Annotated in this window: 14 protein-coding genes and 1 riboswitch; of the genes, 8 read left to right on the forward strand and 6 right to left on the reverse strand. The window is 67.8% G+C overall.

Features of this window, described 5'->3' with window-relative positions:
• Positions 1–6: 6 nt before the first annotated feature.
• The 3 genes from ACFQ9R_RS18110 to ACFQ9R_RS18120 are packed head-to-tail and all read right to left on the reverse strand — an operon-like array spanning position 7 to position 3,188.
• On the reverse strand, positions 7–1,638 hold the full coding sequence (locus ACFQ9R_RS18110; RefSeq protein ID WP_378991899.1) for an ABC transporter permease: 1,632 nt from the start codon (positions 1,636–1,638) through the stop codon (positions 7–9).
• Complete coding sequence (locus ACFQ9R_RS18115; RefSeq protein ID WP_378991900.1) at positions 1,635–2,564, reverse strand: ATP-binding cassette domain-containing protein; 930 nt, start codon at positions 2,562–2,564, stop codon at positions 1,635–1,637. Before ACFQ9R_RS18115 ends, ACFQ9R_RS18110 begins: the two co-directional genes overlap by 4 nt.
• Positions 2,565–2,567: 3 nt before the next feature.
• Entirely contained in the window at positions 2,568–3,188 is a 621-nt protein-coding gene (locus ACFQ9R_RS18120; protein WP_378991902.1) for a TetR family transcriptional regulator, read from the reverse strand.
• Between the two features lie 101 nt (positions 3,189–3,289).
• Here ACFQ9R_RS18120 and ACFQ9R_RS18125 point away from each other — a divergent pair, with 101 nt between their 5' ends.
• Entirely contained in the window at positions 3,290–5,221 is a 1,932-nt protein-coding gene (locus ACFQ9R_RS18125; protein ID WP_378991904.1) for an acyl-CoA dehydrogenase, read from the forward strand.
• Here the strand turns inward: ACFQ9R_RS18125 and ACFQ9R_RS18130 are convergent.
• From ACFQ9R_RS18130 to ACFQ9R_RS18140, 3 genes are all read right to left on the reverse strand, one after another.
• Positions 5,218–5,814 (reverse strand): phosphatase PAP2 family protein, encoded by a 597-nt coding sequence (locus ACFQ9R_RS18130; protein WP_378991906.1) that lies wholly within the window; start codon positions 5,812–5,814, stop codon positions 5,218–5,220. The genes ACFQ9R_RS18125 and ACFQ9R_RS18130 overlap by 4 nt on opposite strands.
• A 31-nt stretch (positions 5,815–5,845) precedes the next feature.
• Positions 5,846–6,724 carry a nuclease-related domain-containing protein gene (locus tag ACFQ9R_RS18135; RefSeq protein WP_378991908.1) on the reverse strand — a complete coding sequence of 293 codons (879 nt, stop codon included), beginning with the start codon at positions 6,722–6,724 and terminating at the stop codon, positions 5,846–5,848.
• A 63-nt stretch (positions 6,725–6,787) separates the two neighbouring features.
• On the reverse strand, positions 6,788–8,182 hold the full coding sequence (locus ACFQ9R_RS18140) for a DUF2252 domain-containing protein (RefSeq protein ID WP_378991910.1): 1,395 nt from the start codon (positions 8,180–8,182) through the stop codon (positions 6,788–6,790).
• 121 nt (positions 8,183–8,303) lie between these two features.
• Between ACFQ9R_RS18140 and ACFQ9R_RS18145 the strand changes: the two genes are divergently transcribed.
• The 7 genes from ACFQ9R_RS18145 (at position 8,304) to gcvP (ending at position 15,494) form a co-directional block, all read left to right on the forward strand.
• Positions 8,304–8,939: a CDP-alcohol phosphatidyltransferase family protein gene (locus ACFQ9R_RS18145; RefSeq protein ID WP_378631208.1), complete on the forward strand. Its 636-nt coding sequence runs from the start codon at positions 8,304–8,306 to the stop codon at positions 8,937–8,939.
• A 27-nt stretch (positions 8,940–8,966) separates the two neighbouring features.
• Positions 8,967–9,380, forward strand: a complete 414-nt coding sequence (gene gcvH, locus ACFQ9R_RS18150) for a glycine cleavage system protein GcvH (protein ID WP_378631210.1) — start codon at positions 8,967–8,969, stop codon at positions 9,378–9,380.
• Positions 9,381–9,557: 177 nt separating this feature from the next.
• Entirely contained in the window at positions 9,558–10,043 is a 486-nt protein-coding gene (locus tag ACFQ9R_RS18155) for an FHA domain-containing protein (RefSeq protein WP_101462719.1), read from the forward strand.
• A gap of 70 nt (positions 10,044–10,113) precedes the next feature.
• Positions 10,114–10,902, forward strand: coding sequence for a MerR family transcriptional regulator (locus ACFQ9R_RS18160; protein ID WP_378991911.1), 789 nt, complete (start codon positions 10,114–10,116; stop codon positions 10,900–10,902).
• 159 nt (positions 10,903–11,061) lie between these two features.
• Positions 11,062–11,535 carry a bifunctional nuclease family protein gene (locus tag ACFQ9R_RS18165; RefSeq protein WP_067446263.1) on the forward strand — a complete coding sequence of 158 codons (474 nt, stop codon included), beginning with the start codon at positions 11,062–11,064 and terminating at the stop codon, positions 11,533–11,535.
• A 158-nt stretch (positions 11,536–11,693) separates the two neighbouring features.
• Complete coding sequence (locus ACFQ9R_RS18170; protein ID WP_131816826.1) at positions 11,694–12,251, forward strand: MerR family transcriptional regulator; 558 nt, start codon at positions 11,694–11,696, stop codon at positions 12,249–12,251.
• 168 nt (positions 12,252–12,419) lie between these two features.
• Positions 12,420–12,519: riboswitch (glycine riboswitch) on the forward strand.
• 164 nt (positions 12,520–12,683) lie between these two features.
• Positions 12,684–15,494 (forward strand): aminomethyl-transferring glycine dehydrogenase, encoded by a 2,811-nt coding sequence (gene gcvP / locus ACFQ9R_RS18175; protein WP_378991912.1) that lies wholly within the window; start codon positions 12,684–12,686, stop codon positions 15,492–15,494.
• Positions 15,495–15,652: the final 158 nt, after the last annotated feature.

Below are 15,652 nucleotides of genomic sequence, written 5' to 3' on the forward strand. Positions count from 1 at the left end.
TCCCGGTCAGCGCAGGTCGCGCCGGCGGAAGGCCATGAGCCCCACCGCGATCCCCGCCCCCGCGAGGGCGAGCAGGTAGCCGATCGGCACCATGTCGAACGCCGCACCCGGCAGCTTCGGCGGGTGGACGAAGGGCACCAGATCGAGGATCCACTGCGAGAAGCTGCCCAGCGAGCCCAGCACGAAGATCACGATCATCGCGCTCAGCACGCCCCACGCGAGTGCCGCGTGCTTGGGCAGTGCGCCGAACAACAGCATCGCGATGGCGGTGACCACCCAGACCGCGGGCAGTTGTACCGCGACCGCGCCCAAGGACTCGCCGACCTTGCCGGGGAGGTCGCCGTCTGTCGCGCCCCAGACAATGCCGATCGCCAGGCCCGCGGTCAGCAGTGCCACGGCGGGTCCGCCGATCGCGAACAGCAGGTGGCTCGACGCGTAGCGCACGCGGCTCACCGCGGCGGCCAGGACCGTCTCCGCGCGCCCGGAGTTCTCCTCCTCGTGCAATCGCAGCAGCGCCGACACGGAGTAGGCGGCGGCCGCGGCGGCCAGCATGGTGACGGCGTAGGCGATGAACGACTTCTCCAGATCGGCCGACCCGCCCATCGAGGTGACCACGTCCTGCAGGGTGCCGCTGTCGTCGAGCATGCCGCCGATGCTGTTGACCGCACCGCCGATGAGCAGACCGTAGAGGGCGAAACCGGTCGTCCAGGCGAGCAGCGAACCTCGCTGCAGCCGCCAGGCCAGACCCGCCGGACCCGACAGCGCGGTGCCCGCGACGGCCGGTCCGGGTCGGTCGGCCAGCAATCCCGCGCCGATATCACGTGTCCGCAGCAACCGATAGGCGAGCAGCGTCGCGCCGGTGGCGAGGGCGGCCATCGGTACGAGCACCCACCAGCGTTCGTCGGCGAACGGGCGGATCTGCAGGCACCACCCCAGCGGCGAAAACCAGGACAGCACACCGTTTCCCGCATCGCCGACCGCACGTACCGCGAACGCCGCGCCCAGTGCGCCCAGCGCGATGCCACGGGCAAGCCGCGCGCCGGTGCTGACCTGCGCGGCGACGGCTGCCACCGCACCCCAGACCACACCGGAGCCGGCGAGTGCGGCGCCGAAGGCGACCGACCCTCCGGCAGGCAGATCGGTGGCCATCAGTGAAGCGGCACAGACGATTCCGGCAACCGCCGAAGCACCGTAGGTGAGCAGGAGTGCTCCGGTGAGGCCGGCGAAGCGGCCGATGCTGGTGGCGCCGACCAGTTCCGCGCGCCCGGTCTCCTCCTCGACCCTGGTGTGGCGGATGACCGTGAGTACCGCGGCGATCGCGATCATCGCGTACATCGCCCCGGCCTTCCAGGTGCCGATGGAACCGAGTGCCGAGCTGAAAACGGGTCCGTACATGGCGATCAGCGCGGGGCTGGCCGCCGTGGTCGCCGCGAAGTGGTCGAGTTGTTCTCCGGTGGTGTAGATGTCCTTGATCGACACGATCTGCAGCGCGGGCATCAGCCCGATCAGCAGCGACCACAGCGGCGCGACCACCCGGTCGCGGCGCAGATACAGGCGCAGCATCTGGCCGGTGCCAGCGAATTCGCCTGCGGTGCGGGCAGTTCCGGCGAAACGGGGGAGAGCGGCTGTCGCAGTCATGCCCGCACCTTCTCCGCGGTCTCGGCGTCGTCGACGTGGTAGTGGCGAAGGAACAGATCCTCTAGCGTCGGTGGTGCGCTGGTCAGGCTGCGGACCCCCGCGTCGCCGAGTACCCGGATCAGTGCGCCGAGGTGGTCGGCGTCGACCTGGCAGCGCAGGGTCGAACCGTCTCGTTCGACATCGCCGACCCCGGGCATCGTGCTCAGATCGCCGGGATCGCCGATCAGGTCGGCGGTGATGGCAGTGCGGCTCAGATGGCGCAGGTCGTTGAGCGAACCGGATTCGACGGTACGCCCGGCGCGGATGATGGTGACCCGGTCGCACAGGTGCTCGACCTCGGACAGGATGTGGCTCGACAGCAGCACCGTCGCGCCACGGGCGGCGGCATCGCGCACGCAGTCCTGGAAGACCTGCTCCATCAGCGGGTCCAGACCCGAGGTGGGCTCGTCGAGGATCAGCAGATCCGCGTTCGCCGAAAAGGCCGACACCAGTGCGACTTTCTGCCGGTTGCCCTTGGAATAGGTGCGCGCCTTCTTGGTGGGGTCGAGTTCGAAGCGTTCGATCAGCTCGCCGCGGCGTGACTCGTCCAGCCCGCCGCGCATGCGGGCGAGCAGGTCGATCGTCTCACCGCCCGACAGTGACGGCCACAGCGTGACATCGCCGGGGACATAGGCGATCCGGCGATGCAGGTCGACGGCATCGGTCCAGGGGTCTCGGCCGAAGACCGCGGCTTCGCCACCGGTCGCGCGCAGTACTCCGAGCAGGATTCGGATGGTGGTGGACTTGCCTGCGCCGTTGGGGCCGAGGAAACCGTGGATTTCGCCGGTGCTGACGTGGAGGTCGAGTCCGTCGAGCGCGGTGAAGCGGCCGAACGTCTTTCGCAGGCCCGCGACATCGATGACCCGGTCGGTGGTGGGGGAGGGCATCGTCTACTCCTCGAAAAGGGTGTCGAGCATGGTGGAATCGGTGAGTAATCCTTGGGTGTAGAGCTCGAGCGCCGGGAAGGTGATCTCGTCGGACAGCTCACGAATCGCCTTGCGGTAATCGAGTTTTCCTTCGCGCTGCATGCGCATCTGGAGGTAGAGGTTCATCGCGCCGACATGGCAGAGCACGATGTAGCGAGCGCGGGCCGCGTGGTCGCGACTCGGCTTGGCCTTGCCCTCGTCGACGGCGGTCTGCATGTACTGCTCCGCGTCGGAGATCATGTGTTCGAGCAATGACTCCGACAGCGGGCCGCCTGCCTGGAAGCTGCGCAGCATGTAGGCCACCAGGGGTGCGTACATCTCGATCTCGGCCATCGCGTTCAAGATCCCCGCGGGACCGGGTGCCTGGATCGCGCGCAGCTTCTCGTCGCGGATGATCTCGAGCACACGATCGTCGCAGACCGCGCGCAGACCGTCCTTGGAGCCGAAGTGATGGTTCACCAGCCCGGGTGACACCCCGGCTGCGGCGGCGATGGCCCGTACGCCGACGCCGAAGCCCTGCTCACCGAACAATTCGATCGCGGCATCACGAATCCTGGCGGCGGTGGTGAGATCGGCTGAACGCATGTTCAATATGTTAAACGCGTGTTCAATCCGTTGGCAAGACTTTCACCCGATCCGAGTTTCGGGCCTGGGTGACCCATCGTGTGCGGGCTAATGTCGAAGCCATGGCTACCGGCACATCGACGACGGCAGAACATCTCCGCGCAGCGCTGGACGGACCGTGGCGCACGGTCAGGGAGCAGGCGCGCACCCAGCTCGCCGGTGCGGAATTCACCGACGATCCCGAACTCGACATCCACGCGGCGAGAGCTCGCGTGCTCGACCAGATGCGGGTCATCGCGACCATGGGCTACCCCGAGCGCGGGTTCCGGCCCGAGAACGGCGGCACCGGTGATCCCGGCGGCGCGGTCGTCGGGCTGGAGATGCTCGCCTACACCGACCTGTCGCTGTGGGTGAAATCCGGCGTGCAGTGGGGACTGTTCGGTGGCGCGGTGGAGAACCTGGGCACCGAACGTCACCGTGACTTCATCAAGCGCCTGATCTCGCTCGATCTGCTCGGCTGTTTCGCGATGACCGAGTCGGGCCATGGCAGCGATGTCGCCGATCTGGAGACCACGGCCACCTATGACCCGGCCACCCAGGAATTCGTCGTCAACACCCCGACCCCGTCGGCGCGTAAGGACTACATCGGTGGTGCCGCGGTGCACGCGCGGATGGCCGCGGTGTTCGCTCAGCTGATCGTCGGCGGCGAGAGCAAAGGGGTGCACTGCCTGCTGGTGCCGATCCGTGACGACCTCGGCGCGGACCTGCCCGGCGTGACCACCTACGACGACGGTATCAAGGGCGGCCTGCCCGGCGTCGACAACGGCCGGATCGTCTTCGACCAGGTGCGGATCCCCCGCGAGAACCTGCTCAATCGCTACGCCGATGTGTCCGCGGACGGCACCTACAGCTCGGAGATCGAGAACCCGAGCCGCCGTTTCTTCACCACCCTCGGCACGCTGGTGCGTGGCCGGGTCAGTGTGGGTGGCGCGGCCGCGGCGGGCGCGCGGGTGGCACTGAGTATCGCCGTCCGCTATGCGTTGGCACGCCGGCAGTTCGCCGACCCCGATACCGGTGAGGAGACCCTGCTGCTGGACTACCGCAGCCATCAGCGCAGGCTGCTGCCGCTGGTCGCGAAGTCGTTCGCGCTGGCCTTCGCCCAGAACGACCTCGTGCGCCGGATGGACGAGATCCAGCGCGGGGAAAACACCGAACCGAGCTCACAGCGGGCGCTGGAGAAGCGTGCCGCCGGTCTGAAGGTGGCTCAGACCCGCCATGCCACACGGGCGATTCAGGAATGCCGCGAAGCCTGCGGCGGCGCCGGCTATCTCACCGAGAACCGCCTGGTGACGCTGAAAGCCGATACCGATGTGTTCACCACCTTCGAAGGTGACAACGTCGTCTTGACCCAGCTCGTGGCGAAGGAGCTGCTCACCGCCTACTCCGACGAGGTCCGCGACCTCGACGCACTCGGCTGGGTGCGCTTCGCCGCCACCATGGCCGGTGACGTGGTGCGCAAACGCTCGGGCGTGCGGCAGCTGATCCAGACCCTGCGCGACCGCAACGACGAGTCCGTCGACGAAGGCGACCTGTCCAAACGCGACGTCCAGCTACAGCTGTTCGCCGACCGCGAGGACTACCTGCTGCGCACCGCCGCGCACCGGCTGCGCGCCCGCGCCGCCGACACCGGCCCGTTCGAGGCGTTCAACAATGCCCAGGACCACATCCTGGCCGCCGGCGCCGCGCACATCGACCGGCTCGTGCTCGAGGAATTCGTCGACGGCATCGCCACCATCGAGGACCCGGATGCCAAGGCGCTGGCCGAAACCGTCTGTGACCTCTTCGTTTACGCCTCGCTGGAGGAGAACCTGGCCTGGTACATCATGCACCGGTTCATGTCGGTGGAGCGGGCCAAGGCGGTGCGGCGCGGGGTGAACGAACTCGTCGACCGCCTGCGTCCGGACGCGCTGACCCTGGTGGAGGCGATGGGTGTGCCCGAGACGATGCTGCGCGCCGAAATGCTGCACGACGCCAGCGTTTTCGATCGTCGCTAGGCGGCGCGCCGGGCGTGTAGGGCATCGGAGATCCAGCACAGGCCGATCGCCATCGAGGCGGCCGCCGCCGCCCCACCGAGGACATCGGTGGGGTGGTGGTAGCCCAGCTCGGCCATCGCGGGGGTGATCGCGATCAGGGCGAGCACGGTGAGCGTCGCGACCGTGATCCGTGTCCGCAGGTCGGTCACCAGGCACGCGAAAGTTGTTGCGACAGCGACCATGTGGACGGTGTGCCCGCTCGGGTAGGCGAGATGGTCGTCCAGCTGCCGATCCCACAGTGGTTTCAGCAACCAGGTGTTGACCACCAACGCGACCTCGGGAACCACCAGCATGGTCACGGTCCGCCACCACTGCCGGTGCAGTGCGAAAAAGGCACACGCGACCAGGAGCAGCGCCACGACCACCGGCGCGTTACTCGGCGTGACGAGCACCTGCGCGAGGCCGGCGGAGACGGTGTTGTCCGGCACCACCGAGTCCAGTTCGGTCGGGCCGCCGTCCGCGGGGAACGTCAACGGCAGCGACGCGGTCAGCGCGGCACCGGCGCCGATCGCTGCCACCCGCACAGCGCAGGTACTACCGACACGGTCGATCACGAACGCGACGATAGCCGCCGTCCGGCGCCGCTCAGGCCGGACCGTAGGTGAGCACCGCCGTGACCAGGAACCACAGCACCCACACGATGGCTACGATCATGCCGAGAGCGAGGGTGATCCGCAGGAACGCCCGGCCGAAATCGAGATCGCCGCCGACCCGCGGATACAGCTTCCACGGGCTGTACCACGGCGCGACCATGCCCCGGGACTGCGCCTGGCGTTCGAGCTCGGCCTGTTGCTCGGCATAGGACTCCGCGGCAGCCTGGGTGGGCCCGCCGTGCCACAGCGTCACGTCGATCGGGCCGAGGAAGCCCTCGTTGAGCAGATCCTGTGGCGCGGGCAGGAACGGCAGGATGCCGAGGCCACGGAACGCGATGGCGACGTCGTTGGCCGTCCAGAGGTTGTGTTCCTTCTCGGCCAGCAATTCGAAATACATCTCGAGCCGTTGCGGGTCGTCGGTGACGATCACATCGAAGCTCGGGTCGCTCCAGCCCTGGTGCACGTCGATCTGGGCGCCGGGCATCGGCACGATCAGGCCGAGACCGTGCACCGCGCGCTGGCCGAGCCCGCGCGCGGCGAGATAGTCCTGCAGGGCGAAGGTGTGATCACGCGAACGCTCCAGCGGCGTCGATTTCTCCGCGCCCGCGAACTGGGCGAGTTCGCCGGAGACCATCCACGGACCGTTGAGCGGGATCTCGAGCACGCCGTCCTGCGGGGCGGTGAACGTCTCCGCCTCGATGATCACGCAACTGGTCGGAGTCCAGACCACCGCGTCGAACTGATGCAGCCGATCCTGGTGGAACAGGCTGCAGTTGATCGTGGCGACGCCGTGCGGGCTCGCCGGGTCCTTCCACGTGCGCAACCAGTCGATCAGCGCCGCCTCGGCATCGCTGCCTGCCGCATTCTGCACGCGCACGAGCATGGAGACCGCCCTTCGTTGTGCCGAGAACCGTTGGCGTACATCGTAGCTCGATCAATCCTGTTCGGCGGCGACCGTGCCCGCGTCCACGGCGGCGACGAGGTCGGCGTGATCGGCCTCGGTGCGGTCGGCGTAGCGCACCGCGAAGCGGGCCACCGAGTCCTCGAACCGCTCGTCGTCATCGTCGGTTTCCAGATACCCCGCCAGCGCGCGCGGGTCGAGGGAGCGAGCGTGCGCGCGGGCCAGCAGGGCGCCGGCGAGGCGGCCGTAGTCGTCGAGATCGTCGGCGGACAGTTCCGCCGGGTCGATGCTGCCCTTGAGATTGCGGAACTGACGCACGATGAAGGGCAGCGACTCGTCGAGTTCGACGGTCGTCCAACCGAGCAGGATGTCGGTCTCGGACTGCACGGTCCGCGCGCCGACCACGATCCGTTCACCCTCGTGCCGGGGCTCGGTGGGCGGCAGGAACGGCGCGAGGGCGGATGGGCGCGCCTGCTTGACCTGCAACACCACCGCCTCGCCGTCGTTGCCGTGCAACAGCGCCACATAGCTGTGCAGGCCGACGCTGCCGGTGCCGACGATGCGGAACGCGACATCGGAGACCGCGAACCTGGCCAGCAGGTTGCGCCGGGATTCCCGGATGGTGCTCGCGTAGCGTTGCAGGCCGTCGATCACGGCTTCCGACACCGGCGTGTCGACCGCGGTCAGCACGGGTGGATCGCTGACGAAGCGGTGCTTGCGGATGTCGGTCTCGTGGTCGTCGAGGTGCTCGGTCCACTTCGCCACCACCTTGGCGCTGGTGTTCTTGCGCGCCTTCTTCGCGGCCTTCTTGAAGTCGTCGAGCAGATCTTCGGCTTTGGCGCTGGTGAGGATCGACTCGTCGGGCAACGCCGTCCAGGACTGCATGAACGGCATGTCGGCCAATTCGCCGACGGTATGACGGTAGGAACGGGCGGCATCGCGTGCCGCGCGCAGGCAATCGTCCTCGTCGACGCCGCTCTCGCGTCCCGCCAGCACGAGGCTTGCCGCCAGACGCTCCAGATCCCACTCCCACGGGCCCATGACCGTCTCGTCGAAATCATTGATATCCATCACGATCTCGCCACGTTGGGTGCCGTAGAGGCCGAAGTTGGCGGCGTGGGCGTCACCACAGATCTGGGCGGCCAGACCACTGTCCGGTCCGGCGGCGAGGTCGGCGGCCATCAGGCCCGCGGCGCCGCGAAAGAAGGTGAACGGCGAGGCGATCATCCGCCCGATCCGCAACGGGATCAGACGTTCGATCCGGCCACGGTTGCTGATGTCGATGAATTCGCGCACCGTCGGCCGATCGGGGCTCGCCGCGGCACGGTCACGCTCGGTGACAGGCACCCGCCGCCGGGCAGCCCGGCCACGCTCGCGGGCGTCCTCGGCGGAGACGTAGGAACGCAGATCAATACCACTGTCGGACACGATTGCCGAGGTTAGCCGGTTGCCGCGCGCCGGGCAGCGTGGCGCTCGGTACACAGCGGAGTTGACGGCGTTTCGGCGTGGCCGGATGGCGCCGGACGGGGTCGGTGCGGTAAGCAGGGGCGTGGCAACCGAATCAGGAACGCCGGGCACGCACGACACCGAAACCGGTGGCGTGTTCAGCGACCGCATCCTGACCGTGCCCAACGCGCTGAGCGTGGTGCGGTTGATCGGCATCCCCGTCTTCCTCTGGCTCCTGCTGGTCCGCCACGCCGACGGCTGGGCCTTCGCCTTGCTGATCGCCAGCGGCTTCACCGATTTCCTCGACGGCAAACTCGCCCGATTGCTCGATCAGTCCTCGCGTCTGGGAGCGCTGCTCGACCCGCTCGTCGATCGGCTCTATCTGGTGACGACCCTGGTGGCCTTCGTCGTGCGCGGTCTGCTGCCGTGGTGGCTGGCAGTGATCTTGATCGCACGCGATCTGGTACTCACCGCGACCCTTTCGGTGTACAAGCGGCGCGAACTACCCGCGCCGGAAGTGATCTACCTGGGCAAAGCGGCCACTTTCGCGCTGATGTCGGCGCTGCCGTGGATATTGACCGGGGAGATGGACTGGGCGGGGGCGAGTTTCGGGTGGGCCTTCGGCTGGGCCCTGCTGATCTGGGGCACGGCACTCTACGTCTGGACCGGGCTGCTCTACGCGGGGCTCGCGGTCGCGGTCGCGCGATCGATACCGCCTGTGCCGCACCGGGGGAGCTAGTCGATACTGTTGCGTGCAACGTCGACGATGAAAGGACGTCCAGTGACCCGGACCCCTGAGGAACTGCGCTACACCGAAGAGCACGAATGGGTGCGGCGGACCAGCCCCACGGCGGTCCGTGTCGGCATCACCGATTACGCCCAGTCACAGCTGGGTGACGTCGTGTTCGTCCAGCTGCCCGATGTCGACAAAGACGTGACCGTCGGCGACAGCATCGCCGAGGTCGAGTCGACCAAGAGCGTGTCCGACATCTACGCTCCGCTCACCGGCAAAGTCGTTGCGGTGAACGAGGATCTGGTCCAGACGCCGGAGACGCTCAACGAAGATCCCTACAACGAGGGTTGGCTGTTCGAGCTCGCGTTCGACGACGAGGCAACCCTCGATTCCGCCCTCGGTGAACTGCTGGATGCAGCGGGTTACCAAGGAGTTATCGGGGGCTGACTCAGCCTTCACAGTTCTCCCTGCACGGGCACGCCCCGGCAGGGTACGGTCAAAGCCAAGCGGATACGTCGGGGAATCGACGCCGGGATCTTTTCCTGGCGATGTGATCGCGCCGGTCGTGTCGCCGAATACAGCACCTGCTTGCATGGATAATCAGGTTCGAGGAGGAGAGAAACGGTGAGCGAGAACAGGGACCCGGGTTACGGGGAAACCGCGGCCGAGACGACGTCGGTCTTCCGCGCGGACTTCCTCAACGAGGTCGACGCGTCGCGCTCCGCAGAGCCGACCGGCGAACAGCCGGTTCAGGGCGTCGAGGGCCTGCCGGCCGGTGCGGCCCTCCTGGTGGTCAAGCGTGGCCCGAACGCGGGCTCGCGTTTCCTGCTGGATCAGCCGACCACTTCGGCCGGCCGCCATCCCGACAGTGACATTTTTCTGGATGACGTCACGGTCAGCCGTCGGCATGCCGAGTTCCGTCAGGACGACGACTCGTTCCAGGTCGTCGATGTGGGCAGCCTCAACGGCACCTACGTCAACCGGGAGCCGGTGGACTCCTCGGAGCTGCAAAACGGCGACGAGGTCCAGATCGGCAAGTTCCGGCTGGTCTTCCTGACCGGTCCGCGCACGCAGGCGAACGAGTCGGCGTCGGGCGCGGGGTCGCGATGACCCCAACGGTACTGGTGCCCGTAACGGGCACAGTGCTGTGACAGGGGCGGCGCAGTGGGCGCGCGGAGGGATGTCGATCGGCTCCGTACTCGACCTGCTGCGACCAGATTTTCCTGATATCACCATCTCCAAGATCCGGTTCCTCGAATCCGAGGGCCTGATCCGGCCGGAACGGACGCCGTCGGGATACCGGCGGTTCTCGGTGGCCGACTACGAACGGCTGCGTTTCGTACTGACCGCGCAACGCGATCAGTACCTGCCGTTGAAGGTGATCAAGGAGCAGTTGGAAGCGATCGACAGTGGTGCGGCGACGTTGGGCGTGCGTGAAGCGCGCGCCCGTGCGCACTCCCACCACGGCTCCGCGGAGGCCGGGCACGGTGTGTCCGGCTCCGCGGAGGCCGATACCGAGGCGACGAGCCCGGCCGCGCCGCGCCGCCTCGGCATCGTCACGGGCGCGATCACGCCCGAGGAATTGCGCGTCGACGTCGGCGTGCGGCTCACCAGGTCCGACCTGCTCGCCAAGGCCGACATCGACGACCGGTTCCTCGACGATCTGCTGCGCGCGGGACTCATCGTCCCCGGTGCGGGCGGATTCTTCGAGTCCGATGCGGTCACGCTGGCACACGCGGCGAAGGCGATGGCCGAATTCGGCCTGGAGGCTCGTCATCTGCGCGCCTTCAAACTCGCCGCCGATCGCGAGGCAGCGCTGATCGCACAGATCGCCGCGCCGATCGCGAAGAGTCGCGATGCCGATGCGCGCGCTCGCGCCGAGGAGACCGTGCGCGAACTCGCGGCGCTGTCGCTGAACCTGCACGCCGCATTGGTCAAAGCCGCGGTGCGCACAGCCCTCGGCGGCTGACACACCCGGCCTGGTGATCAGGTATCGCCCCGGCTACACACCGATTTCGGCGCGAACGTCTTTCTTGCACGCCCCAGAATTCGCCTAGACTCGTTGATACGGCGAGCTGTGCAGCTGTCGTGCCGGCCGGCGGCCGAGTATGGGAGGCAGGACTTACTCATGAGCGAGATGCGTGTCATCGGCATCCGTGTCGAGCAGCCACAGAACCAGCCCGTGCTGCTGCTGCGGGAGGCTTCGGGGGAGCGGTATCTGCCGATCTGGATCGGGCAGGCCGAGGCCACCGCGATCGTGCTCGAGCAGGAGGGGGTCACGCCGATCCGTCCGCTCACTCACGATCTGATCAAGATTCTGATCACCGAGCTGGGACACACACTCAAGGAAGTGCGGATCGTGGATCTGCAGGAGGGCACCTTCTACGCGGATCTGGTCTTCGACGGCGACCTGCGGGTCTCGGCGCGACCGTCGGACTCGGTGGCGATCGCCTTGCGCGTCGGGTGCCCGATCTACGCCGAAGAGCCGGTGCTCGCCGAGGCGGGCTTGGTGATGCCCGACGAACGCGAGGACGAGGTGGAGAAGTTCAAGGAGTTCCTGGAGTCGGTCTCACCCGACGACTTCAAGGCGACCGACAGCTGATCACGATCTTCTAAACCTTAAGTAGAGGTCCAGGGAATCGCGGCGTTTGGTGCTTGGTGTGACAACACCGCAGGTCCGACAATGGCAGGAGTAACCTCGAAAGTCGGGCAACATCCGTCGTGACTCCGACCCGAGAACGTCGGCAGAAGGAGCGATCAGTGGAAGAACAAACGCAGGATGTCGTACAGCCTGGCTTGTTCCCGGACGACTCGGTTCCGGACGATCTGGTCGGCTACCGGGTGCCGAGCGCGTGTCAGGTCGCCGGTATCACCTACCGTCAGCTCGACTACTGGGCCCGGACCGGGCTGGTCGTGCCGTCGATCCGTGGTGCGGCGGGATCGGGCAGCCAGCGGCTGTATTCGTTCAAGGACATCCTTGTCCTCAAGATCGTGAAGCGGCTGCTGGACGCGGGCATCTCTTTACAGAACATCCGGATCGCCGTCGATCACCTGCGCAGTCGTGGCGTGGGCGATCTGGCCGGGATCACCCTGTTCTCCGACGGCACCTCGGTGTACGAGTGCACCTCACCCGAGGAAGTCGTCGATTTACTGCAGGGCGGCCAGGGAGTCTTCGGGATCGCCGTCGGTGGCGCCATGCGTGAGCTGACCGGCGCGATCGCGGACTTCCCGGCAGAACGAGCCACCGCCATCACCGACCGCCCCGAAGACGAGCTCTCTTTTCGACGCAAGGTGAGGGAGAACCGGAAAACCGGTTAGTCGTGCCGACCGGCCGTCTCGTCTCCACTCGGCCGCGTTTGCCGCCCAGCCCCGCACCTGAGTCCGGCCCGAAGGCGCGGAGAGGCGCGACAGTGATCAGCACTACACCCCCGGCGGGCCCCTGGTGGCGCGACCGGGGGTTCGCTGCATCTAGAATCGGTGGTGCGTCGCCGCCGTGCGGGAGAGTCCTCGGTTCGTGAGAATCGGGGCGCCGAAGGAGCAGCACCTCCCCGTCAATCTCTCAGGCAACAGGGACCGCACGGTGATTCGACGCCTCTGGAAAGCGGTGGCATCCGGCTGCCCGCCCACGGGGAAAGGGGCACGGTCTTCCCGTTTCGGGGGCCGGGTTTCCGAATCTCTCAGGCGCACAGACAGAGGGGGAGGGCTGGTACCCGTCGACCATGAGGTCGACCCGCCCGACCTGGAGCTGCCGTGACCCGTTCGTTCGCCGACCGCCACATCGGACCCGATTCCGGCGAACTCGCCCGGATCCTCGCGACCATCGGCGTCGAGTCCCTCGACGCGCTCGCGACCACGGCGTTGCCCGCCACGATCCTCGACGAGTCCGGCCTCGGCGCGCTGCCCGCGCCCGCCTCCGAGCACGAGGTGCTCGAGGAACTGGCCACGCTGGCGCAGGCGAACACCGTCGCCACCTCGATGATCGGTCTGGGCTACTACGACACCCTCACCCCGCCGGTGCTGGTGCGCAATTTGCTCGAAAACCCCGCCTGGTACACCGCCTACACCCCGTACCAGCCCGAGATCAGCCAGGGCAGGCTCGAGGCGCTGCTCAACTTCCAGACCATGGTGTCGGATCTGACCGGCATGGACGTCGCCAACGCCTCCATGCTCGACGAGGCCACCGCCGCGGCCGAGGCGATGACGCTGCTGCGCCGCGCGGGCAAGTCCAAGTCGAACCGGCTGCTGATCGACGCCGATCTGTTCCCGCAGACCAAGACCATCATCGGCACCAGGGCCGAGCCGCTCGGCATCGAGATCATCGAGGCCGACCTGTCGACCGGGGAGCTGCCGGAGGGCGAGTTCTTCGGCGTGATCGTGCAGACCCCGGGCGCCTCGGGCCACATCGTCGACTGGACCTCGCTGTTCGCCGCCGCCCACGAGCGCGGCGCACTGGTCGCCGCCGGCGCCGATCTGCTCGCGATGACGTTGAGCACCCCGCCCGGTGAACAGGGTGCCGACGTGTGCTTCGGTACCACCCAGCGCTTCGGCGTGCCGATGGGCTTCGGCGGCCCGCATGCCGGTTACCTCGCCGTGCGCACCGCCTTCGCCCGTCAGTTGCCCGGTCGCCTGGTCGGCGTGTCCGTCGACGCCGACGGCGCGCCCGCCTACCGTCTGGCGCTGCAGACCCGTGAGCAGCACATCCGCCGCGAGAAGGCCACCTCGAACATCTGTACCGCCCAGGTGCTGCTGGCCATCGTCGCCGCGATGTACGCGAGCTACCACGGTGCCAACGGCCTGCGCGCCATCGCGCGCCGGGTGCACCAGCACGCCGCTGCCGTCGCGACCGGCCTCGGTGGGGCCGTGGTGCACAGTGCCTTCTTCGACACCGTGCTCGCCCACGTGCCCGGCGGCGCGGAAGCGGTTGTCGCCAAGGCGAAGTCGAAGGGCATCAACCTGCGCCTGGTCGACGCCGACCACGTCGCCATCGCCTGCGACGAGGCCACCACCGACGCGCATGTCGCGGCCGTCGTCGAATCCTTCGGCACCGCACTGACTCCCGACGCGGGCGCGGGCGCCGAGCCCGCCGCGATCGAGACCCGCACCTCGGACTACCTGACCCACCCGGCGTTCACCCGCCACCACACCGAGACCGCCATGTTGCGCTATCTGCGCGCGCTCTCGGACAAGGACATCGCACTGGACCGCAGCATGATTCCGCTCGGTTCGTGCACGATGAAGCTCAACGCGACCGCGGAGATGGAGCCCATCACCTGGCCCGGCTTCGCCCGCCTGCACCCCTTCGCGCCCACCGAGGACACCCCCGGCATCCGCACGCTGATCGCCGACCTCGAGCGGTGGCTGGCCGAGATCACCGGCTATGACGCGGTGAGCCTGCAGCCCAATGCCGGTAGTCAGGGCGAGTACGCGGGCTTGCTCGCGATCCGCCGCTACCACCTCGATCGCGGTGACGACCACCGCGACACCTGCCTCATCCCGTCCAGCGCGCACGGGACCAACGCCGCCTCGGCGGCCATGGTCGGCATGCGCGTCGAGGTGGTCAAGTGCCGTGCGAACGGTGACGTCGACCTCGACGACCTGCGCGCCAAGATCGCCGACCACGCCGACCGGCTGGCCTGCATCATGATCACCTACCCGTCCACCCACGGCGTCTACGAGCACGAGGTCGCCGAGTTGTGCGCGCTCGTGCACGATGCCGGCGGCCAAGTGTACGTCGACGGCGCGAACCTCAATGCCCTTGTCGGCCTTGCCCGTCCGGGCCGGTTCGGCGGCGACGTGAGCCACCTGAACCTGCACAAGACCTTCTGCATCCCGCACGGCGGCGGCGGCCCCGGCGTCGGCCCGGTCGCGGTGGGTGCGCACCTGGCGCAGTACCTGCCCGGTGACCCGCTCGAAGCCGGTTCGCACGCGGTGTCGGCGGCGAACTACGGTTCCGCGTCGATCCTGCCGATCACCTGGGCCTACATCCGGATGATGGGCGCCGAGGGCCTGCGCGCGGCGACGCTGACCGCGATCGCGTCGGCCAACTACATCGCCCGCCGCCTCGACGCTCACTTCCCGGTGCTCTACACCGGCGAGAACGGCATGGTCGCCCACGAGTGCATCCTGGATCTGCGGGAGATCACCAAGCAGACCGGCGTCACCGTCGACGATGTGGCCAAGCGACTGGCCGACTACGGTTTCCACGCGCCGACCATGAGCTTCCCGGTCGCGGGCACGCTGATGGTGGAACCCACCGAGAGCGAGAACCTCGAGGAGATCGACGAGTTCATCGCCGCCATGATCGCCATCCGTGGTGAGATCGACCAGGTGGCGGCCGGGGTGTGGCCGGTGACCGACAACCCGCTGCGCGGTGCGCCGCACACCGCTGCCAGCCTGGTAGCCGAGTGGAACCACCCGTACAGCCGGGAGACCGCGGTGTACCCGCGCGGTATCGGCCATGCTCGTCCGAAGGTTTGGCCTTCCGTGCGGCGCATCGACGGTGCGTTCGGCGACCGTAATCTGGTGTGCTCGTGCCCGCCGCTGGATGCCTACGAAGACTGACCGGTAGTCCTGACAACGGGCCCCGCCGACCTTGTCGGCGGGGCCCGTTGTCGTCTGTGCGGGCCAGGTGACGTTGCAGTCGCGGCATGGTTGCCGAAAGTGAATTCTCATCGGCCGTAATGGCGGCGCGTCACATACCGATTGCCTCGTTTTCGGCT

This window comes from Nocardia sp. NPDC056541 (assembly GCF_042794235.1).
GTDB lineage: Bacteria > Actinomycetota > Actinomycetes > Mycobacteriales > Mycobacteriaceae > Nocardia.

Coding starts and splice junctions, on each gene's coding strand:
- ACFQ9R_RS18110 (WP_378991899.1), bottom strand. CDS start 1,638: ATGACTGCGACAGCCGCTCTCCCCCGTTTCGCCGGAACTGCCCGCACC.
- ACFQ9R_RS18115 (WP_378991900.1), bottom strand. CDS start 2,564: ATGCCCTCCCCCACCACCGACCGGGTCATCGATGTCGCGGGCCTGCGA.
- ACFQ9R_RS18120 (WP_378991902.1), bottom strand. CDS start 3,188: ATGCGTTCAGCCGATCTCACCACCGCCGCCAGGATTCGTGATGCCGCG.
- ACFQ9R_RS18125 (WP_378991904.1), top strand. CDS start 3,290: ATGGCTACCGGCACATCGACGACGGCAGAACATCTCCGCGCAGCGCTG.
- gcvH (WP_378631210.1), top strand. CDS start 8,967: ATGAAAGGACGTCCAGTGACCCGGACCCCTGAGGAACTGCGCTACACC.
- ACFQ9R_RS18160 (WP_378991911.1), top strand. CDS start 10,114: ATGTCGATCGGCTCCGTACTCGACCTGCTGCGACCAGATTTTCCTGAT.
- ACFQ9R_RS18165 (WP_067446263.1), top strand. CDS start 11,062: ATGAGCGAGATGCGTGTCATCGGCATCCGTGTCGAGCAGCCACAGAAC.